This window comes from Streptococcus pluranimalium (genome assembly GCF_002953735.1).
Taxonomy (GTDB): Bacteria; Bacillota; Bacilli; order Lactobacillales; family Streptococcaceae; genus Streptococcus; species Streptococcus pluranimalium.
Genome location: NZ_CP025536.1, coordinates 1,086,876 through 1,107,292, shown reverse-complemented (window position 1 = coordinate 1,107,292; position 20,417 = coordinate 1,086,876). Strand labels below are relative to the sequence as shown.

The window sequence follows — 20,417 nt, the reverse complement described above, 5'->3', positions numbered from 1 at the left end:
ATTTAAAAATTTGGGACCATGTCTTCGCTATAGTTAAACGGTTTAGCAAAGATAATAGAGTTAATCCTGCTCCTGAAAAAAGCATGAAATAAACGATTGAAAGTAGATGCTTTTTAAACCTATTTAGGCTATTTTTGGATTTTAATACTTTTTAGTCTATCATAGTTTAAATCGCAAGATGATGCTAGCTTAGTGATGGATTTCAAATTCGAACAGAACTATTGCAGGTGAAAAAGGATCTCTAGTTAGCTATAAAATAAGGAAGTAGAGGGTTTACGAATCTGATTTGTTTAAGAAAATGGCTCAGTCGGATAATAATTCTTGTTGCTATTAATGAATACGATAGTTTTTTTAGAAACTAAAGGGAAGAGTAAACTATGCGAAGTTAAGCACTTTCAAACTGACCGTTTGAAATAAAATGTATATGGTTTGCAGCATATATCCGTTGACTATATCAGCCAAAAGTTGTAGATTATATAGTCGGGAGGATTTTATGAATCAAAAAACATCTACAAAAGTGTTTATGTGGTCAGCAGGTGTAACGACCATATTGGTATTGTTAGGAATTCTGATTCCAAAACCATTTCAAGCGACAACACAACACTTAAGGAATGTTATTACAACAAACTTTGGTTGGCTTTACTTGCTATTAGTAACGACAATTTTAATGTTTTGTATTTTCTTTATCGTAAGTCCACTGGGACAAATCCGTTTAGGGAATCCAAATTCTGAGCCTGAACATGATACGACATCTTGGATTGCTATGATGTTCTCAGCTGGGATGGGGATTGGACTGGTTTTCTATGGAGCAGCAGAGCCTTTGAGTCACTTTGCTATCTCTACCCCAAATGCACCTCTACAATCACAAGAAGCTTTAGCAGATTCATTCCGCTTTACTTTCTTCCACTGGGGAGTGCATGCTTGGGCAGTTTATGCCTTAGTTGCCTTAGCGCTTGCCTATTTTGGTTTCCGTAAGAAAGAAAAATATCTTTTATCTGTAACATTGAAACCTTTCTTTGGAGATAAGGTAAATGGACCTTTAGGAACGATTGTTGATAGCATTACGGTTTTAGCAACTGTCATTGGTGTTGCAACGACTCTAGGTTTTGGTGCTGCCCAGATTAACGGTGGCCTTTCCTATGTCTTTGGTATTCCGAACAACCAATTTGTACAGATTATTATCATTATTATTACAACTGGACTTTTTATTATGTCAGCCTTATCAGGACTTGGTAAAGGTGTTAAAATCTTATCCAATGTTAACTTGATTTTAGCTATTGGACTTTTAGCTTTAGCTATTGTGCTAGGACCTACAGTTGCAATTTTTGATACCTTTACAGAGTCTATTGGTCTTTATCTTCAAAACTTTTTCCGCATGAGTTTCCGTGCGGCAGCTTTTGATGATGCTAAGCGTACATGGATTAATAATTGGACAGTCTTTTATTGGGCTTGGTGGATTTCTTGGTCACCATTTGTCGGTGTTTTCATCGCCCGTATTTCAAAAGGACGTACCATTCGTGAATTCTTAACGGTAGTGCTCTTGGTACCAACTGTGTTGAGTTTCTTGTGGTTTGCAGCCTTTGGTACCCTGTCAAACGGTGTGCAAATGGCTGGTACTGATTTAACACGCTATGCGACAGAAGAAATGCTCTTTGCGACATTTGACCAGTATCCAATGGGTATTATCTTATCAATTGTTGCGATTATTTTGGTTTCAACTTTCTTTATCACATCAGCCGATTCGGCGACCTATGTTTTGGCAATGTTGACTGAAGATGGGCATTTGAATCCAACGAATCGCAAGAAATTGATTTGGGGAGTTGCCTTAGCTGGTATCGCCATTGCCCTCTTGCTTTCAGGTGGATTAGATGCTCTTCAAAATACCTTGATTATCGCAGCCTTACCATTTTCAATTGTTCTAATTTTGGTTCTCTTTGCTCTTTTAAAAGAGCTCTACCATGAGAAAAATGAGATGGGACTTGAAATTACACCAGATCGTCAACCGAAGAAAAATGAACCATTCCGTTCATATGAAGATTAATAGGAAAGTCGGCTTTAGGTCGGCTTTTTTTATGTTATTTTTTAATTTTTGTAAAATTAACACTATCTAAAACTTATCAGTAGTTGAAAAGATATCTATCGTGCTATAATGATTAGTGAGACAGTCTTTTTGACAGTGTTTCATAAAAATTAGGAGTTTTTAAATTAGTAATGTTTTTCAAAGAAAAAAAGTTTACCTTCTCTATTAGGAAATTTTCTATTGGCGTTGCATCTGCGATTGTAGGGATATCACTTATTGGAGGGACTATTGCAGCTGCTCCAGTAGCCGCAGACAGTCATCTAACAAATCCCATAGGCAGCAAGTCAATACAATATAAATATGTTGTGGAAAGTGACCTAACCGATGAAGAGAAGTTACGCATACAAGAAGAATTGCCAACTTATCAGGTAGGGGATTACGACACTTATTATATGGTTTACCGTCCTCAGCAATCTCTATTGCCATCAACGGGTAGTCAGAAAACGAACTTGCTTTTAGCTTCTGCTGGTGCAGGACTTTTAGTGTTGGGTGTGACACGTCTTAAACGCAAGAAATCAGTTGTTTCAGCTATTATGATTATTGGGGCAACAAGTACCATTAGTGTCTCAGCTATTTCATCAGGTGTTTTGTCTCATCATGATAAATCTTATGAATTAGCCATCGGTAGCATCATTCCTGAGACGAAAATCACTATTGATCGTTATGAATTTGTTGGTTATATTTTAGATAAGACTAGCGATAGTTTGCCACAAAGTGCAACTCAAGGAGATGATTTACACCCGATAGCAGAGGATACTGATAAGGCATCAGGAAGTCTTAATAACGAAAAAGTAGAGAGTCCGGCTTCTGAGGGGATAGAAGTTTCAACGAGTGAGGTACCACAGTCAGAAACAATCAGACAGTCTGAAGCATTACCTGAGGTGACAACAAGTCAGGTATCCCTCCCATATGAGACTATTTACCAAGCAGATCCTCAATTAGAACAAGGAACTGAGGAAGTTGTGCAAGCTGGTCAAAATGGATTGAAAGTACTGACTTATCATGATGGCCAATTGGTTAAAGAAGAAGTAACAGTTAGTCCAGTGGCGCAAATCATCCGTCGTGGAACTAAGGTTGCAGAGCCAGAAACTAGTACCAGTACTGTTATTAGTGAATCAGTTTCAATGAGCACCAGCGTGGTGACTAGTCTTGTTACTAGTACCACTACAGTTACTAGCACTAGTATCGTATCAAGCGATAGTGACTCCGTATCGACATCAGAAGTAGTAAGTGAATCTGTCGTAACCTCAGAAGTCACTTCAGAAGTTGATGTTCCTGTCATCGTCCCAGTAGAATCAACAATCTCTACTGAAATATCAGCTGCTCCAAGCGAGTCTGAGGAAGTCACACCATTGCCATCAGAAGAGATTGTTATTTCAGAAACATCTGTTGAAGAATCGGTTTCGAATAGTCAATCTGTGAGTGAAGTCATTAGCACGAGCACTTCGACATCTGAAATCCTTGAACAACCTACTCCAGAAACTCCTATTGAAGCTAGTGAAACTGTAGAAGTAAGAGAAAGCATCCCTTCTCCTATCATTCGTCAAGATGATGAAACGCTTTGGGAAGGAGAAACGAATGAGCTTAAGGGCACAGATGGTGAAAAATTAGTTAAAACAACATATAAAACCTTAGATGGTGTCCGTCAGCCAAATCCAACTGTAACGGAAGAAATTGTTCAAGCAGCGACACCAACTATCATTAAAGTTGGAACGAAACCTATAGAAGGAACAGTATCTGAAAGTAGTGAACGATCTATTCCTTTTGAAATTCGATATGAGGATGATCCTACTGCTCTTGTGGGAACACAAAAAATTAAGCAAGAAGGTATAGATGGACTTGAGCGAGTTACGCTAACCTACAATACCATTAAGGGGACAAAAGAAGGCAAACCTGTAGAAAAAATTGAAATTATTGTGCCAGCGACGCCAGAAATTATTCTACGTGGTACGAAAGTAGAAACTGAAGCAGATCGTCAAACACCACTTGTTACATCAAATAAACAAGTGGTTAAGGTAGGTGAGAGACCAGATCCGAAGGCTAGTATCCAGTCGAATCTCTTGGCTAATGTAGCTGACTATGTTTGGGTAACAGAGCCTGCTACCGATAAAGTTGGTGTTGACTTACCTGGACGTGTTCGTGTGATTTATACAGATAATTCGGTTGATGATGTAGATGTTCGAATTGATGTGGTTACACAAAAAGAAAAGCCTCTTTTAACTTATGAAAGTTTCATTGAAAATGATGATGAAAAGAAAATCAGTCTAGACTATGCATTGGAAGATCCAACCAAGTCTTATATAGGAGCAACCATTTCCATCTATGATGGTGAAAAATTGGTTAAATCTCTACCGTTGTCAACCATGGAGAGTTTTGATGTTACTGATTTAGATTGGCATGTCAAGTATACCCTAAAAACACAGTATAGCTATGATTTAGAGGATGGGCAGGGAGTCCAAATAGAGCATCTAGCAGATCGCGAATTTGAGCTTGATTACAAACGCTTAGAAATAAAACATGTTGTTTCAGCAGGACTATTCCAAAAGCAACCTGATGGCAGCTACCTTCAATTAGATAATGTAAGCCAAGTAGCAGCTGATCTCAATGATTATTATGTTCGAGTGGTTTCTGATCAGCAAAGAGACATTTACCTTCCCGTTACTGATATGGTAGAGGATACTTATGATGGCAAGCCGGTGTTCAAAGTAACAACAAGTATTCCAGAGCTCATTCAATATGATCAGGCGATAGCAGATAATACAGCTAACTACAGCTTCTATATCCGCAAATTCGTCCCATCTAGTGATGGCAAATACCGCACTTTTTCAGATTTGATAACTGCTATTAAAAATAACATGTCTGGAACTTTTGAAATAGATGCAGACCTGAATGCTGATGAGATTGTTTTGGATGCTAATGCAACCAGCTACATTCCTGGAACCTTTACTGGTCGTCTCTTAGGCAATAATAATGCTATTTTAAATCTTAAGGCACCTTTATTTGAATTCCTTCAAGGAAGTTTTGAGATTAAGGATTTGGATCTTAAAAAAGTCAATATCCAAAAGCCTAATATGGAACAGTTTGGTGCTTTGGCCAAAATTGCTAATGGCGACAATGTTGGTAAAATAAGTAATGTTGCCGTAGAGGGCACTTTATCAGGAAATCGCCATATTGGTGGTATCATTTACCGTGCTAATCGAACTGTGCTTGAAAATGTTGCTTTTGAAGGAAGCATTATTTCACCGCTCAATTGGACTCACAATTTTACAGGTGGTATCGCAGGCTACTTACGAGAAAGTCGTCTAAGTAAGGCTAAGGTTGATGCGACAATAAGAAGCGACTCTCGCAGTTCTTTAGGTAAAATAGGTAGTATTGTCGGAGTTATGGAAAATGCAGGAACGTCATTAACTGATGTTGTTGCAACAGGAAGTATTGACAATAGTCAGGGAAATACTTCAGGTCATGTTGGAGGTCTCGTTGGTGATACAATTGGTAATGTTTCTATTACTAATGCGGTATCAAGTGTTAACGTAAGAAATGGTCAAATCGGACACGGCAACCCTTCAACGAATACAGCCCATGATCGTATAGACATTCAGACTGTAGAAGGTCTCGCTAAAGGAACTGATAACAATCTTTCAACAACTATTTCACAAGAGGAAGCAGCTAATAAAGTAGAGGCTATGAATCTCACAGTAACACTCGATGATTCAGCTATTGATTATAGCCGTTATAATGTTGATTATAGTACAGTGAAGCAGGCTAAAGCAGAGAACATGCTTGCCTATCAAAACCTTGAGAAATTCATGCCTCTTTACAATAAAGAGTTTATCGTTAAGCATGGTAATCAACTGCCAAGCAATCATGAGTTAGCAACCAAACCTATTATTTCTGTTATTCCAATGATAGGAGATGATTTTGCTTCAGATTATGCTAATGATAAAGCAAGTATCAATCGCGTTATGGTTTATTTTGAAGATGGCAGTAAGGCTTACTACAATGTTTCCTATCTAGCAGACTTTAAAAATACAGGAGTAGCTGAATATCAAGTTGAGGGATTTGACTTCGTTTATACGCCTGAGCAGATAATGACTGTTTATCCTAAGATTGTTGATGCAGTTTTACCAACTTTAAGTGCTATTGAATACTATTCTGAAGACTTATTAAATGCTCTTGGGAAATCTGGTAACACACAAGAGTTAATGGATAAACTTTATCTAAAAGAATCATTTGATAGCATCAAGCAGAATTTAGCAACTGTTCTTAATTCCGTTCTAGCAACATCTGATGTTCTAGCAACAGACAGAACCGACATTAGTGATTATATTTTGCGTCATAAAGAAGCCCTTCTAATGGGACTGTCTTACGTCAATCGTTGGTATAATATTGATTTCGGTGATGTTAATGCTAAAGAATTAATCCTATACCATCAAGATCTTTTTGGCAATTCAACCAATACTTTAGAATGGTTAGTAAGCATTGGTAAGACCTATGAGCAATTGCAAATGATTAATCATTTGGCTACCTATGAGAGCACAACAAGAGCTCACACTGGTCAGGATTCAGAGTTTGATTATTTAAGTGTCTATCGTAAACTCTTTACAGATATGGACGAAAATACTTGGTTCCATGATGCTTCTCGGGTTTATATGGTTGAGGGAGCATCTGAAGTTCGTCCAGATGTTGATGTACGAGCTTATCAGAAACTTTACAATGATCCAGAAGCACGCAAGTATATCTTGCCACTTTTAACCGCTGATGAAGGGATTTTCTTCATTTCCAATATGTCTACGATCAATTTTGGGATGTATGATCGTTACATGGATATGAGCTTAAAAGAAACAGACCCTGTTAAGTATGCCGAAGAAGTGAAACGTGTTGAAGCGATGGTTGACGCGGCAAACAAACGCTATGCGGATCATTTTGACTTCTGGTATCGTATGTCATTAGATAGCGTTAAAGAGCTTAATATAAAGACAGTTCCTAACTGGGATGGTTATTATCTAAATCGTACTGGGCTCAATCAAAATGAATGGTTACCGATGTATGGTAGTGAAGCTAATGAAGCTATCCAAGATTTCTTTGGTCCATTAGATGGTAGTCTAGGTTCTCACTATGTCGGAAATGGTTCGGGTGCTTATGCGACAGGTAACTTAACACGCTTTGTAATTGACAAGATGCTTGAAAATTATGGTTCTTCCGTTCATACACATGAAATGGTACATAATTCAGATGCTTCCATTTATCTAGCTGGCTATGGACGCCGCTTTGGTCAAAGAGCGGAGTTATATGCAACGGGTCTTCTTCAGGCACCTACTAGTCATGACTCATCTTATCTATCGATAAATACTCTCTTTGATTATACGGGTACGGACTACGAAGAAGCAACTAACCGTTATCAACCACTGTCTCCAGAACGGTTTGAGACCGCTGCGGATTTACAGGAATACTTCCATGGGCTATTTGATGTCATCTATACCTTGGATTATGCCGAAGCAGAAGTCATTCTAGCGATGGATAAAGATCAGCAACGTCAATTTTATAATAAAATTGAAAATTATTATGTCCAAGATGCTGTTAGCAAAGAAGATACACATGCAGGTAATGTTGTCCGTAAATTCACAGATGAAGAATGGAATAACATGACATTGTCGTCTGTCTATGATTTGATTGAAAATGACGTGATTTCACATCGCGATTATAGTATCAACAGTGGAACAAGCTACCAGTATGGTCGTAATGGTTATTATACAATTAGTCTGTTCTCACCAATCTATTCAGCACTTGATAATCCGAAGGGTGCTCCAGGTGACTTGATGTTCAGGTTAATGGCTTATGAATTATTAGCCGCTAAGGGGTATGAAGACGGTTTCCTTCCTTACGTATCTGGGCAGTTAGCTGACGAAGCTCTAAAACAAGGAATTACAGGTACTGAAACTTGGCCAAGTAATCACACAGTTGGCCGTGTAACGGATGACTTAGTCTTTGAAAAAGTGTTTAATGGCGAATATGCTTCTTGGAAAGAGTTTAAGAAGGCTATGTATCAAGATAGGATAGATAAAGTTGACCAATTGAAATCAGTTACCATTAATTTTAACGGTCAAGATGTTGTGGTTGACTCTATTGATAAAATCAAGGACTTGATGGAAGTAGCCATTGCCGAAGATACTCGTCGATTCTTAACCATTAATGAAAACACTAATATCGCGAGAAATAATTCATTCTATGCTCAAAATTCTAAAGTTAAAGAATTGAAGGCAAAAATCTTCAATGCTTATCTCCGTCAAACGAATGATTTTAGAAACTCAATTTACTTCTAGGAAAAGGTAATATTCATAAAAGGGATGGATTATTAGTTATTTGAGTTATTTGGGATACTTTCCTATCCTAAAAACCTGACTCACTCGTCAAAAGGCTTTAAAATAATAGTGTCTTTGCTTAAAGTCGCTACTCCTCCTAGTTTTTGATCAAACCTTTACCACTGTGTAGAAAAGCCTAAAATAGTTAAAGCTGGGTACTTTTGTCCCAGCTTTTTTATGTCTTATATTCGAAGAAAATCATAATCTGACTAGGAAAGAAGCCGCAGATAGAACTGCGGTTCAGGAAGGTAAACTTGACAACGTCAGATTGAAGATTTTCAATGAGCATTAATACCTATGGTATAATAAGTCTTATAGATAGCGAGGAAGTAAGATTATGACAAATGAGATTGACATTGAACATTATCATCAACTAGCTCTTCAAAAACAGGAAGTTCACCGTAAATTTCTAGCCAAACTCAAGAAGAAACCACCAAAAAATTTGGACAAAATCACCAAAGAACTCCATAATGAAGTCTTTCAAGAGATTGATTGCACCCAGTGTGCCAACTGTTGTCAAGATTTGGGACCGGATTTGACAGAAGCAGATATTACCCGCATGTCAAAACTCTTTCGAATGAAATTATCAACCTTTGAGCAAACTTATTTACGCGTTGACGAGGATGGCGATAAGGTCTTTAAAAGCATGCCTTGTCCTTTTTTAGGGCTAGACAAGCTTTGTGATGTCTATGATGCTAGACCAAAGGCTTGTGCTGCTTTTCCGCATACTGACCGTAAACGTATCTATCAAATCAATCACCTGACTTTAAAAAATACCTTGATTTGCCCTGCAGCCTATCTATTCGTTGAAAAATTACGCCAACGATTAGACAACTAAAGAAAGAAGAAACATGGAAAAATTTTGCCAATCATGTGCCATGCCCCTAAACCTACATGGTGAAGATGTAAGAGGAAGTGAAACCAATGGTTTGGTTTCAGAGAGTTATTGCTATTATTGCTACCAAAATGGTCAATGGACGGAACCAAACATCACTTATAAAGAAATGTTAACCAAGGGGAAAAATGCTATTAGTCAAGGTCAAGGAAATGCGCTCATCAAATCCTTGATGAAACTCTCTTATCCTATGATGCTCAAAAGAGCCAAACGTTGGCAATAAGTTAGTTGAGACAAAGGAAAAAGCCTCAATCGAGGCTTTTGACTAGAATCTTTATGGTAAATATTTACCTGAAGCTAGATAGAGTTGATACCATTCGTGGTGTGTCAAGTTAAGCTCTGCAGCAGTTGCAACATCAATCAGGTGTTGTGGGTTCATAGTACCTACGATCGCTTGCATTTTAGCTGGGTGACGGAGGATCCAAGTGATAGCAATAGCCGCTTTAGAAACACCATACTTTTCTCCTAACTCTTCAAGTGCTTGATTTAGTTCTGGGAATTTAGGATTGTCAATGAACGTTCCTTCGAACATGCCATATTGCAATGGAGACCAGGCTTGAATGGTAATGTCGTGCAAGCGGCAGTAGTCCAAAATACCGTTGTCACGGTCAATAGACATGTCAGTCCCTTTGTTATTGAGATAAAGAGCTTGGTCAATCATTTGAGATTGTTCAAGGGATAATTGCAACTGGTTGAAGACTAGGGGTTGTTTGACAAATTTCTTCAAAAGATCGAGTTGAAGTGGTGGCACATTGCTGACACCAAAGTGACGAACCTTACCAGCTTTTTCCAATTCGTCAAAAGCTTCCGCAACTTGCTCTGGTTCAAAAATCAAGTCAGGGCGATGGAGCAGAACAGAATCCAAATAATCAGTTTTCAAACGGCGAAGACTATTATCGACATTTGTAATGATATTTTCCTTGGTCCAGTCGAATTCATTACGATAAAATTCCAAACCAACTTTTGATTGCAGAATTACGTCCTCACGTTTGATACTAGTTTTTTCAAAAGCATCTCCAAAGCGGGTTTCAGCTTCCCCATTACCATAAGCCGTTGCATGGTCAAAGAAGTTAATCCCTTGTTCCATAGCTGTTTCAATCATCTTAGCAGCATCATCGACTGACAAGGCAGGCATACGCATACAGCCTAAGATAATCGCAGCAACATCGCTTGGCCCATTGACAACATCAATTGTTTTCATTGAGTGACCTCCTATTTGTTAATGCTGACATTATATCACTTAGACCAAGTCGAAGGTCAATTGAAACGATGTTCTATAAAGCTAGCTTTTTTTTAGATAAAACTAGCTTTTTTCTTGACTTAGAGTTAGTCTAACTTGGTACAATAATGATGGAGGATTTTTCAATGCCTACAATCAAAGATATATCAGAAATGATAGGAATTTCAGCGCATGCTATTCGTTTTTATGAAAAAGAAGGAATGGTTGAAATTCCGAGAAATGCAAGAGGCTTTCGTCAATTTGATGATGTTAGTATTGATCGTCTAAAGGCTATCGCGCATTATCGACGTGTTGGGATGTCTTTAGAGGATATCCGACGTATTTTAGCAGAGTTCCACAATCATGCGCTTTCAACTGAGTTGCTCGAAAAAACACAAACTGAGCTGGAAAAACAAATTGCAGAACTTCAGGAAACCCATCGCTATCTGATTGAAAAAATCAAAATTCATCGCCATTTGGCTGAATTGGAAAAACAAGGTCTGTCAGATACCGAGCGAACAGATGCCTATTATGACATCAGACAAAAGGAGAAGTCTAGTCATCTCTAGATACTCCTGTGAAATCATTAATAAAAAGATGACACTGAGTCATCAAGGAGGACTATATGGAACATTATACACTTTCTAACGGCGTTCAAATTCCTAAAATTGGATTTGGAACATGGCAAATTCCTGACGGTGAAGAAGCCTACAATAGTGTAGCACACGCTCTTAAAGTAGGATACAACCACGTTGACACGGCACAAATCTACGGTAACGAAGTTAGTGTTGGTAAAGCTATTGCTGATAGTGATCTTGCGCGTGAAGATATTTTCTTAACAACCAAAGTTTGGAATGACAAACACGATTACGACCTTGCTAAAGCATCTATCGATGAATCTCTTGAAAAACTTGGTGTTGACTATGTTGACCTTCTCTTGATTCACTGGCCAAATCCAAAACCAATCCGTGACCACTGGAAAGAAGGAAATGCCGGTGCATGGAAAGCTATGGAAGAAGCCTATAAAGAAGGTAAAGTCCGTGCGATTGGTGTGTCAAACTTCATGCAACACCATCTCGAGGCACTTTTTGAAACTGCAGAGATCAAACCACAGGTTAACCAAGTGCTTTTAGCACCAGGTTGCCCACAAGAAGAACTTGTAGCATTCTGTGAAGCAAATGACATTCTTTTGGAAGCCTATAGCCCACTTGGGACTGGTACCATCTTCTCAAGTGATGTCGCTAAAGAAGTAGCTGAAGCAAACGGCAAATCAGTCGCACAAGTTGCCCTACGTTGGAGCTTGCAAAAAGGCTTCTTACCACTTCCAAAATCAGTAACACCAAAAAATATCGAATCAAATCTTGATATCTTTGACTTTGAATTATCAGCAGAAGATGTCGCTAAGCTAGACACTATCGAAGGTGTTAAAGCTCAAACAGACCCAGATACAACAAACTTTTAAGTTATTGAAAACCAAGTTGCTCAGCGACTTGGTTTTTTGATATTCTTTAGACTACAGGGTATGATATAATACATTCAAAGGAGATATCATGACGACTTATCAATTCTTACTTTTCGATCTTGACCACACTCTTTTGGATTTTGAAGCAGCAGAAGAAGCTGCTTTGACGGAAATGCTTTTGGAGGTTGGTGTTGAAGATGTCGAAGCCTATAAAGACTATTACAAACCGATGAATCAACAGTTGTGGCGTGATTTAGAGGCTAAAAAAATCACTAAGCCAGAACTCGTCAAAACACGTTTTGCTCTATTGTTTGACCATTTTGACCATCAGGTTGATGGGGAAGCTATGGGCATGCTTTATGAAAAACACCTTGGCCAACAGGGGCAGACCTATCTTGGTGCCCACGAACTCTTAGAAGATTTGATTGCAGCAGGGTATGAGATTTATGGAGCTACCAATGGTATCACAGCTATTCAAGAAGGACGGATGGCACGTTCTAGTATCAGCCCACTCTTTAAACACATCTTTATTTCAGAGCAGTCTGGAACGGCTAAGCCAGATGCGGCTTATTATGACTGGATTAGTGCTAATATTGAAGGTTTTAACAAAGAAAAAGCCTTAATGATTGGTGATAGCTTGACAGCGGATATCCGGGGAGGGCATAACGCTGGCATCGATACTATATGGTATAATCCTAAAAAACAAGTCAATAACAGTGGATTGGAACCAAATTACACCGTCCACGACTATGATGGTATTCGTAAGATATTGTTAGCATGACAAAAAGGACAGAACAAAAAATCTGTCTTTTTTCATTTATAGAAGCAATTAAACAAGATTTTCTATCCAAAAAGAGATTCATTTTTTTGATATAATATAGCTATGAATCAACTGATTAAAAACAAGTTGGAGTTGCTGCCAAACAGTCCGGGTTGCTATCTCCACAAAGACAAAACAGGCAACATTATCTACGTCGGAAAAGCTAAAAATCTGCGGAATCGTGTGCGCTCTTATTTCCGAGGCAGTCACGATACCAAGACAGAAATGCTTGTTTCTGAAATCGCTGATTTTGAATTTATTGTTACCGAGTCTAACATCGAAGCCCTCTTACTTGAGATTAACCTTATTCAAGAGAACATGCCCAAGTACAATATCAGACTCAAAGACGATAAATCCTACCCATTTATCAAAATCACCAAGGAAACCTATCCCCGCCTCATCATCACCCGTCAGGTCAATAAAAAGGACGGCGGCCTCTATTTTGGTCCTTATCCCGATGTTTATGCAGCCAATGATATTAAGCGCCTCTTAGACCGGATGTTTCCTTTTAAGAAGTGTAGCAATCCTGCTAACAAGGTTTGTTTCTATTACCACATCGGCCAATGCAATGCTCACACTGTCTGTCATACGGACAAGTCTTATTGGGATGGACTGATTAATGACGTTAAGAATTTTCTAAATGGTCATGATGACAAGATGGTCAAAGACATGCAGAGCAAAATGAAGACTTTTGCAGACCGCATGGAATTTGAAAAAGCAGCAGAATACCGAGATTTGTTAACGGCCATCCAAACACTTAGAACCAAACAAAGAGTCATGAGTCAGGACATGCAAGATCGTGATATCTTTGGTTACTATACTGAAAAAGGATGGATGTGTGTTCAAGTCTTTTTTGTGCGTCAAGGGAAGCTTATTCAACGGGATGTCAATCTCTTCCCCTATTATAACGAGCCTGAAGAAGATTTTTTAACCTATATGGGACAATTTTACCAAGAATCTAAGCACATCTTGCCTAAAGAAGTCTTTATCCCGTCAGATATTGATGAAGAGTTAGTCAAGGCAATCGTCCCAAGTAAGGTCATCAAGCCGCAACGTGGGGAAAAGAAGCAGCTGGTTAACTTGGCTATTAAAAATGCCCGTGTTAGTTTAGAACAAAAATTTAACCTTTTGGAAAAAGATCTCAAAAAGACCCAAGGAGCCATTGAAAATCTGGGTCAGCTCATGGGCATTGAGACACCCGTTCGTATCGAAGCCTTTGATAACTCCAATATCATGGGAACTAGTCCCGTATCAGCCATGGTCGTCTTTGAAAATGGCAAGCCCAACAAAAAAGAATACCGCAAGTACAAGATTAAAACCGTCGAAGGTCCTGATGACTATGCCAGTATGAGAGAAGTTATCAGACGCCGCTATGAGCGCGTGAAAAAAGAAAATCTTCCAACACCAGATTTGATTATCATTGATGGTGGGCAAGGGCAAGTCAATATCGCAAAAGATGTTCTTAAAAATGAACTTAACATGCCGATTCCTGTTGCTGGTTTGCAAAAAAATGACAGACACCAAACGCAAGAACTATTGTTTGGTGATCCACTAGAAGTCATTGATCTACCCAGAAATTCTGAAGAGTTTTTCCTTCTTCATAGGATTCAAGATGAAGTGCATCGCTTTGCCATTACCTTTCACCGTCAAGTACGCAGTAAGAACTCTTTTAGTTCTAAACTAGATGGCATCGAAGGATTGGGACCAAAACGAAAACAAGTTTTATTAAAACATTTTAAATCAATGACAAAGATAAAAGAAGCCAGTCAAGAAGAGTTTAAAGCATTAGGTATTCCAGAAAAAGTAGCTAAAGCAATTGTTCAAAAGTTAACAATGGAATAAAAAATCATTTAAAAGAAAAAATATTAATAGCTAATCACATGATTAATCACTGTCAGTAATATATAACAAAAGATTAACAATTAGAATTGATATGGTACAGAGATGCTTTTATTAAAATTGTTTAATCTATTGAAATATGGTATAATATGTAACAGCAAAATTTGGAGAAACGTTTCATGTCTAAACATCATCGCTCAAAAAAACGCGGCACACAAACAAAAAAAAGATATTGGCAGGTGGCAGATGGCTTTCTGATTGCCTTGTTTACGATCATAGCTACTCTAACAACCTATCTTGTCATGTCACACCATATTTTAAATGTTAAAGGTCTCAATTGGCTGATGGTTATAGCTTTTGTAGTGATATTAGCTGTAGCGACTTTTTTTGTGTTAAGCAAAAAATTGCTAAAGACCATTGCGGTTTTACTTGTTGTCTTTTCATTGTTAACTGGGGTATTTTTATACCTTACAAAAACCACACTTGATGCAACAAAAAGAATAAATGAATCTTCTTTTTATTCGCAAGTTGACATGTCAGTAGTTGTTCATAAAGATAGTGCTATTAATAATCTTTCGGAAGTTACGACATTAGAGGCGCCAACCACTAGTGATAAAAGTAATGTTGAAGCTTTATTAAAGCAAATCAAGATGGATAAAGGTATTGAACCATCTGTGCAAAAAGTTGATTCTTATCAGTCAGCTTACGCTGCTATTAAAGGGGATACCAATAAGGCAATGGTTATGAACAGTGCCTATGTCTCATTATTAGAGCAGGAGGATGACTCTTTTAGAGATAATGTCAGAACGCTCTATACTTATACTGTACGAAAAGAAGCTGAAAAACAACTTAAACCTAAAAATGAAGATGTTCTGAATCTTTATGTCAGTGGTATTGATACATACGGTCCGATAAATAATGTTTCAAGATCTGATGTTAATATTATCATGACCATCAATTTTAAGACGAAAAAAGTGCTTTTGACAACAACGCCTCGTGATTCTTATGTCAAAATCCCTGATGGTGGAGCAAATCAATACGATAAGTTAACACATGCAGGTATTTATGGTGTTGAAACATCTGAAAAAACACTCGAAAATTTGTATGACATTGAAATTGATTATTATGCAAGAATCAATTTCAACTCATTTATGAACTTAATAGATGTATTAGGTGGTGTCGATGTTATCAATGATCAAGCGTTCACAAGTAGACATGGTAACTTTGATTTTCCAGTTGGGAAAGTCACTTTGACATCTGAAAAAGCGCTTGGTTTTGTCAGAGAAAGATATAGTTTAGCTGGTGGAGATAACGATCGTGGTAAAAATCAAGAAAAGGTTATCGCAGCAATTATCAATAAATTATCAAGTATAAATACGATAACAAAATTCTCAAGTGTCCTCGATGGGGTAAGCAACTCTGTCCAGACGAATATGCCAAGTGAAATGATGATGGATATTGCTAATAAGCAGATAGAGTCAGGAGGGCATTACACGGTTATCTCACAAGATGTAACTGGAAAAGGCTCAACAGGTGAATTACCATCGTATGCTATGCCGAATTCTCAGCTTTATATGTATTCCTTAGATGATACAAGTGTTTCAACTGCTAAAGCAGCTATTCAAGAAGTTATGGAGGGAAAATAGAGTGATTGATATACACTCACATATTATCTTTGACGTCGATGATGGTCCGAAAAGTCTTGAAGAGAGCCTATCACTGCTTGGTGAGAGTTATGCTCAAGGTGTTACTACAATTGTCGCAACCTCTCATCGTCGAAAAGGCATGTTTGAAACACCGGAGGCTACTATCGAAAAGCAGTTCTTACTTTTAAAAGAAGAAGCTGAACAAGTTTATCCTGACTTAGAACTTTTGTATGGTGGAGAATTGTACTATACTAGCGATTTAATTGAAAAATTGGAAAATCAGTTAGTGCCTACTTACAATAACCAACCATTCATGTTATTAGAATTTAGTATGTCAACACCATGGCAAGAAATGCTTCAAGCAGTATCAACAGTTTTAAGATTAGGATTGACGCCAGTAATCGCTCATATTGAACGTTATAATGCCTTAGCCTTTAATAAAGAGAGAGTGATTGATTTACAAAACATGGGCTGCTATACGCAAGTTAACAGTAATCATGTCCTCAAGCCTAAACTATTCGGTGATCAGGAAAAACTCTTTAAAAAAAGAGGACGCTATTTCCTTGAGAATGACCTGATTGATTGTATTGCTAGTGACATGCATAATCTACATAGTAGGCCACCTTTCATGGCAGAAGCTTACCAAGTTGTTGCGGATAAAAAAGGTACTGCTATAGCCCAAAAACTATTTTATGACAACCCAAAAATAATAATTGGTCACTAAGACCCAGGAGAAAAAATGCAAAATTCAACTTTAGAAATTGATGTTTTACAATTATTGAAAAAATTATGGAATCGTAAGTTCTTGATTTTACTGGTTGCTTTAATCGGAGCAACTATTGGATTATTGGTCAGTGTCTTTGTCATTACACCTGAGTATAAATCAACGACACGCCTTTATGTTGTTAACCAATCTTCAGGTGCTGAAAATCTAACAGTTCAAGATATTCAAGCTGGAGGTTATCTTGTCAATGACTACAAGGAAATCATTGGTTCACAAGATGTCTTGAGTCAAGTGATTGAAAGAGAAGGGTTGACCATTTCTCCGTCAGAACTAGCTGGAAAAATGTCTGTAGATATTCCTACAGAGACACGTGTCATTTCCATTAACGTTATGGATGAGAACGCTACTAAAGCTAGTGACTTGGCAAATGCTTTACGTGAAGTAGCTTCAGAAAAAATCAAAGAAGTGACGAATGTCCAAGACGTGACGACCATTGAGGCTGCAAAGCCTGCTAAATCACCTGCAACACCAAATACAAAACGTAATCTTTTGCTGGGATTTGCTGTTGGTTTAATGCTAAGTACTATAGCTATTTTACTCATCGAAGTTTTAGATGATCGAGTTAAGAGTCCAGAAGATATTGAAGATCAGTTAAAAATGACATTGCTTGGTATTGTACCAGATTCGAAACGTTTATAAGGAGAATGCAGATAAATGGCTAAGTTAGAACTAAATAGTAAGCGAAAGCTTGACATATCTAAGACAGAAGAGTACTTCAACTCAATTCGGACAAATATCCAATTTTCTGGAAGTGATCTTAAAACGATTGTTGTTTCATCAGTTCAACCTAATGAAGGGAAATCAACAACATCAACCAGTTTGGCAGTCTCTTTTGCAAATGCAGGATTTAAAACACTCTTAATTGATGCAGATATTCGAAATTCTGTCATGACTGGTACCTTTGTTGCCCGTGAAAAGTATGAAGGCTTAACAAGCTACTTGACTGGTAATGTTAGACTTAATGAAGTCTTTTGTGAAACAGATATTGAAAATTTACTAGTGATTCCATCTGGACAAATGTCACCAAACCCAACATCATTGTTGCAAAATCGTTATTTTGATCAACTTCTAAAAAAAGCTCGTGAAGTTTTTGATTTTATCATTGTTGACTCACCACCAATTGGTCTTGTCATTGATGCAGCTATTATTGCCAACCAGTGTGATGCTAGCTTGTTAGTCGTTGAAAACGGCTCTATTAAGCGACGCTTTATCCAGAAAGCCGTTGAACAACTAACTCAAAGTGGCACACCATTCCTCGGTGTCATCTTAAACAAAGTTGACTTAACTAAAGATAGCTATGGATCATACGGCAGCTATGGGGGTTATGGTTCATATGGGAATTATGGCAAAAAAAGTAAAGAAGTATTGTCTAAAAAAACAAGAACACGTGTATCAAAATAATATTGGTATTTAGATTATTACGTATGAGTTAGTTTTTTGGGGAAATTATGGGGATATTACAAAAAATAGGATATAGGTTGAGTCGCATCAATAGAAGTGTAAAGAGGCTGACGTTAATTATAACTGATTTATTGATGATTTTTGTCAGTGCACTTTTTACTTTTTGGATTCTTCAAGACTCAAATCAAATATTTTCACAAACACATGCTATTGTATTTTCAATTGTTAGTCTCACTTATCTCGTTATCAGTTTTCAGTCAGGGCTATTTTCTATTTTAACAAGGTACACCGATTATAAGACCTTTATTAATATATCAATATCTTTACTCTATTCGCATTTATTGTTATTTATATGTGTCAACCTATTTCCAATTGATATATTGAAATATCGTTTCCCGTTTCTTTCGTTCATTTTCTCTACCGTTTTTGTGTTTACACCTCGTATTTTATGGCGATTAATAAACGATGAAAGATTGCAGAAAAAAAATCCATCGGCTGAGTATGTCAAAACAATTGTTTATGGTGGTGGAAAAGCAGGTCGAATTTTTATCGAATTAGTTAGAAAAAGCCAAACGGACATCGATCTTATTGGAGTGATTGATGATGATCCTTATAAACAAGGTACCATCATCAATGGTGTCAAAGTATTGGGGGACAGGAACGATCTTGTTAGATTAGTAAAAGTTTTTGAGATTAAACAAATTGTATTAGCTATTCCATCTTTAAATGGTTCTGAACGAGAAAAAATTCTTGATTTAACAAACGATTTAGATATTAAGTTGATGGAAGTTCCTGGAATTGAAGACACTATCTTAGGTAATATTTCTTCCAAAACCTTAAAAGAAATAGATATTGCTGATCTTTTAGGTCGAAAAGAAGTGGTACTGGACCAATCAAGTCTGAATCAATATTTTACTGGAAAAACAGTTTTAGTGACAGGTGCTGGCGGGTCTATAGGTTCCGAAATTTGTCGACAGGTTGCTAAATTTTCTCCAGAAAAGCTATTACTCCTAGGACATGGTGAGAATTCGATTTATCTCATTAATCGTGAGTTGACAGGTATCTATAAGGGAAAAATTGACATTGTTCCATTGATTGCTGATATTCAAGATCGAGAATTAATTTTCGATATTATGGCTACTTATAGCCCTGATATCGTTTATCATGCAGCAGCTCATAAACATGTTCCTTTGATGGAGTATAATCCTAAAGAAGCTGTTAAAAATAATATTTTAGGGACTAGAAATGTTGCTGAAGCTGCTAAAAATGCAAACATTGGCAAATTTATTATGGTCTCAACTGATAAAGCAGTTAATCCACCAAATGTTATGGGGGCCACAAAACGCGTAGCAGAAATGATTGTTACAAGTTTGAATGAACCAGGAAGGACGCAATTTGCAGCTGTTCGTTTTGGTAATGTCTTAGGAAGTCGTGGTTCTGTTGTTCCACTATTTAAAGAACAGATTACTAAAGGAGGACCTATCACTGTCACAGATTTTCGGATGACACGTTACTTCATGACCATTCCTGAAGCAAGTCGCTTAGTTATTCAAGCGGGTCATTTGGCTAAAGGTGGCGAGATTTTTGTTCTTGACATGGGCGAACCTGTTCAAATTTTAGAACTTGCCAAAAAAATGATTAAGCTTAGTGGCTATAAAGAAGATGAAATTGGTATAGTGGAAGCCGGAATAAGACCTGGAGAAAAACTCTACGAGGAACTCTTATCTACAGAGGAGCGGGTCAGTGAGCAAATTTATGAGAAAATTTTTGTTGGTAAGGTAGAAGTAAAAGAAAGAGAAGAAGTACTGAATTTTATTTCGAAGTTGGAACATTTAGATGAAAAAACTTTAAAAAACACTTTGATTTCTTATGCCAAACAAGATTAGAATCTTAAAAATGGTAAATGTCTCAT

General features: G+C 37.4%; 14 protein-coding genes. 13 read left to right on the top strand and 1 reads right to left on the bottom strand.

Annotated elements, in window-relative coordinates; all coding sequences use genetic code 11:
* The first annotated feature begins 493 nt into the window (after nt 1–493).
* From C0J00_RS05670 to C0J00_RS05655, 4 genes are all read left to right on the top strand, one after another.
* A complete protein-coding gene (locus C0J00_RS05670; RefSeq protein ID WP_104967958.1) occupies nt 494–2,041 on the top strand; it encodes a BCCT family transporter in 1,548 nt (515 codons plus the stop codon).
* A gap of 170 nt (nt 2,042–2,211) precedes the next feature.
* Nucleotides 2,212–8,400, top strand: a complete 6,189-nt coding sequence (locus C0J00_RS05665; RefSeq protein WP_104967957.1) for a ZmpA/ZmpB/ZmpC family metallo-endopeptidase — start codon at nt 2,212–2,214, stop codon at nt 8,398–8,400.
* A gap of 376 nt (nt 8,401–8,776) precedes the next feature.
* Entirely contained in the window at nt 8,777–9,277 is a 501-nt protein-coding gene (locus C0J00_RS05660) for a YkgJ family cysteine cluster protein (protein ID WP_104967956.1), read from the top strand.
* 13 nt (nt 9,278–9,290) lie between these two features.
* Nucleotides 9,291–9,557 (top strand): zinc ribbon domain-containing protein, encoded by a 267-nt coding sequence (locus C0J00_RS05655; RefSeq protein ID WP_104967955.1) that lies wholly within the window; start codon nt 9,291–9,293, stop codon nt 9,555–9,557.
* Between the two features lie 51 nt (nt 9,558–9,608).
* Here C0J00_RS05655 and C0J00_RS05650 read toward each other — a convergent pair whose 3' ends face one another.
* Nucleotides 9,609–10,535: an aldo/keto reductase gene (locus C0J00_RS05650; protein WP_104967954.1), complete on the bottom strand. Its 927-nt coding sequence runs from the start codon at nt 10,533–10,535 to the stop codon at nt 9,609–9,611.
* Between the two features lie 164 nt (nt 10,536–10,699).
* Here C0J00_RS05650 and C0J00_RS05645 point away from each other — a divergent pair, with 164 nt between their 5' ends.
* The 9 genes from C0J00_RS05645 (at nt 10,700) to C0J00_RS05605 (ending at nt 20,391) form a co-directional block, all read left to right on the top strand.
* Nucleotides 10,700–11,122, top strand: coding sequence for a MerR family transcriptional regulator (locus C0J00_RS05645; RefSeq protein ID WP_104967953.1), 423 nt, complete (start codon nt 10,700–10,702; stop codon nt 11,120–11,122).
* 56 nt (nt 11,123–11,178) lie between these two features.
* Nucleotides 11,179–12,015, top strand: a complete 837-nt coding sequence (locus C0J00_RS05640) for an aldo/keto reductase (protein ID WP_104967952.1) — start codon at nt 11,179–11,181, stop codon at nt 12,013–12,015.
* An 88-nt stretch (nt 12,016–12,103) separates the two neighbouring features.
* The gene (locus C0J00_RS05635; RefSeq protein ID WP_104967951.1) at nt 12,104–12,796 is read left to right on the top strand and encodes a YjjG family noncanonical pyrimidine nucleotidase; all 693 of its coding nucleotides are present in this window, start codon (nt 12,104–12,106) and stop codon (nt 12,794–12,796) included.
* Between the two features lie 102 nt (nt 12,797–12,898).
* Nucleotides 12,899–14,677 (top strand): excinuclease ABC subunit UvrC, encoded by a 1,779-nt coding sequence (gene uvrC / locus C0J00_RS05630; protein WP_104967950.1) that lies wholly within the window; start codon nt 12,899–12,901, stop codon nt 14,675–14,677.
* Nucleotides 14,678–14,853: 176 nt separating this feature from the next.
* A complete protein-coding gene (cpsA, locus tag C0J00_RS05625; RefSeq protein WP_104967949.1) occupies nt 14,854–16,320 on the top strand; it encodes an LCP family glycopolymer transferase CpsA in 1,467 nt (488 codons plus the stop codon).
* Between the two features lies 1 nt (nt 16,321).
* Nucleotides 16,322–17,044: a CpsB/CapC family capsule biosynthesis tyrosine phosphatase gene (locus tag C0J00_RS05620; protein ID WP_104967948.1), complete on the top strand. Its 723-nt coding sequence runs from the start codon at nt 16,322–16,324 to the stop codon at nt 17,042–17,044.
* 15 nt (nt 17,045–17,059) lie between these two features.
* Nucleotides 17,060–17,743 carry a Wzz/FepE/Etk N-terminal domain-containing protein gene (locus C0J00_RS05615; protein WP_104967947.1) on the top strand — a complete coding sequence of 228 codons (684 nt, stop codon included), beginning with the start codon at nt 17,060–17,062 and terminating at the stop codon, nt 17,741–17,743.
* A 15-nt stretch (nt 17,744–17,758) separates the two neighbouring features.
* A complete protein-coding gene (locus tag C0J00_RS05610; RefSeq protein WP_104967946.1) occupies nt 17,759–18,505 on the top strand; it encodes a tyrosine-protein kinase in 747 nt (248 codons plus the stop codon).
* Between the two features lie 47 nt (nt 18,506–18,552).
* Nucleotides 18,553–20,391 (top strand): polysaccharide biosynthesis protein, encoded by a 1,839-nt coding sequence (locus tag C0J00_RS05605; protein ID WP_199773954.1) that lies wholly within the window; start codon nt 18,553–18,555, stop codon nt 20,389–20,391.
* Nucleotides 20,392–20,417: the final 26 nt, after the last annotated feature.

What these genes read in the sequence shown, in the direction of transcription:
- C0J00_RS05670 (WP_104967958.1), top strand. Translation starts at nt 494, where the DNA reads ATGAATCAAAAAACATCTACAAAAGTGTTTATGTGGTCAGCAGGTGTA.
- C0J00_RS05665 (WP_104967957.1), top strand. Translation starts at nt 2,212, where the DNA reads ATGTTTTTCAAAGAAAAAAAGTTTACCTTCTCTATTAGGAAATTTTCT.
- C0J00_RS05660 (WP_104967956.1), top strand. Translation starts at nt 8,777, where the DNA reads ATGACAAATGAGATTGACATTGAACATTATCATCAACTAGCTCTTCAA.
- C0J00_RS05655 (WP_104967955.1), top strand. Translation starts at nt 9,291, where the DNA reads ATGGAAAAATTTTGCCAATCATGTGCCATGCCCCTAAACCTACATGGT.
- C0J00_RS05650 (WP_104967954.1), bottom strand. Translation starts at nt 10,535, where the DNA reads ATGAAAACAATTGATGTTGTCAATGGGCCAAGCGATGTTGCTGCGATT.
- C0J00_RS05645 (WP_104967953.1), top strand. Translation starts at nt 10,700, where the DNA reads ATGCCTACAATCAAAGATATATCAGAAATGATAGGAATTTCAGCGCAT.
- C0J00_RS05640 (WP_104967952.1), top strand. Translation starts at nt 11,179, where the DNA reads ATGGAACATTATACACTTTCTAACGGCGTTCAAATTCCTAAAATTGGA.
- C0J00_RS05635 (WP_104967951.1), top strand. Translation starts at nt 12,104, where the DNA reads ATGACGACTTATCAATTCTTACTTTTCGATCTTGACCACACTCTTTTG.
- uvrC (WP_104967950.1), top strand. Translation starts at nt 12,899, where the DNA reads ATGAATCAACTGATTAAAAACAAGTTGGAGTTGCTGCCAAACAGTCCG.
- cpsA (WP_104967949.1), top strand. Translation starts at nt 14,854, where the DNA reads ATGTCTAAACATCATCGCTCAAAAAAACGCGGCACACAAACAAAAAAA.
- C0J00_RS05615 (WP_104967947.1), top strand. Translation starts at nt 17,060, where the DNA reads ATGCAAAATTCAACTTTAGAAATTGATGTTTTACAATTATTGAAAAAA.
- C0J00_RS05610 (WP_104967946.1), top strand. Translation starts at nt 17,759, where the DNA reads ATGGCTAAGTTAGAACTAAATAGTAAGCGAAAGCTTGACATATCTAAG.
- C0J00_RS05605 (WP_199773954.1), top strand. Translation starts at nt 18,553, where the DNA reads ATGGGGATATTACAAAAAATAGGATATAGGTTGAGTCGCATCAATAGA.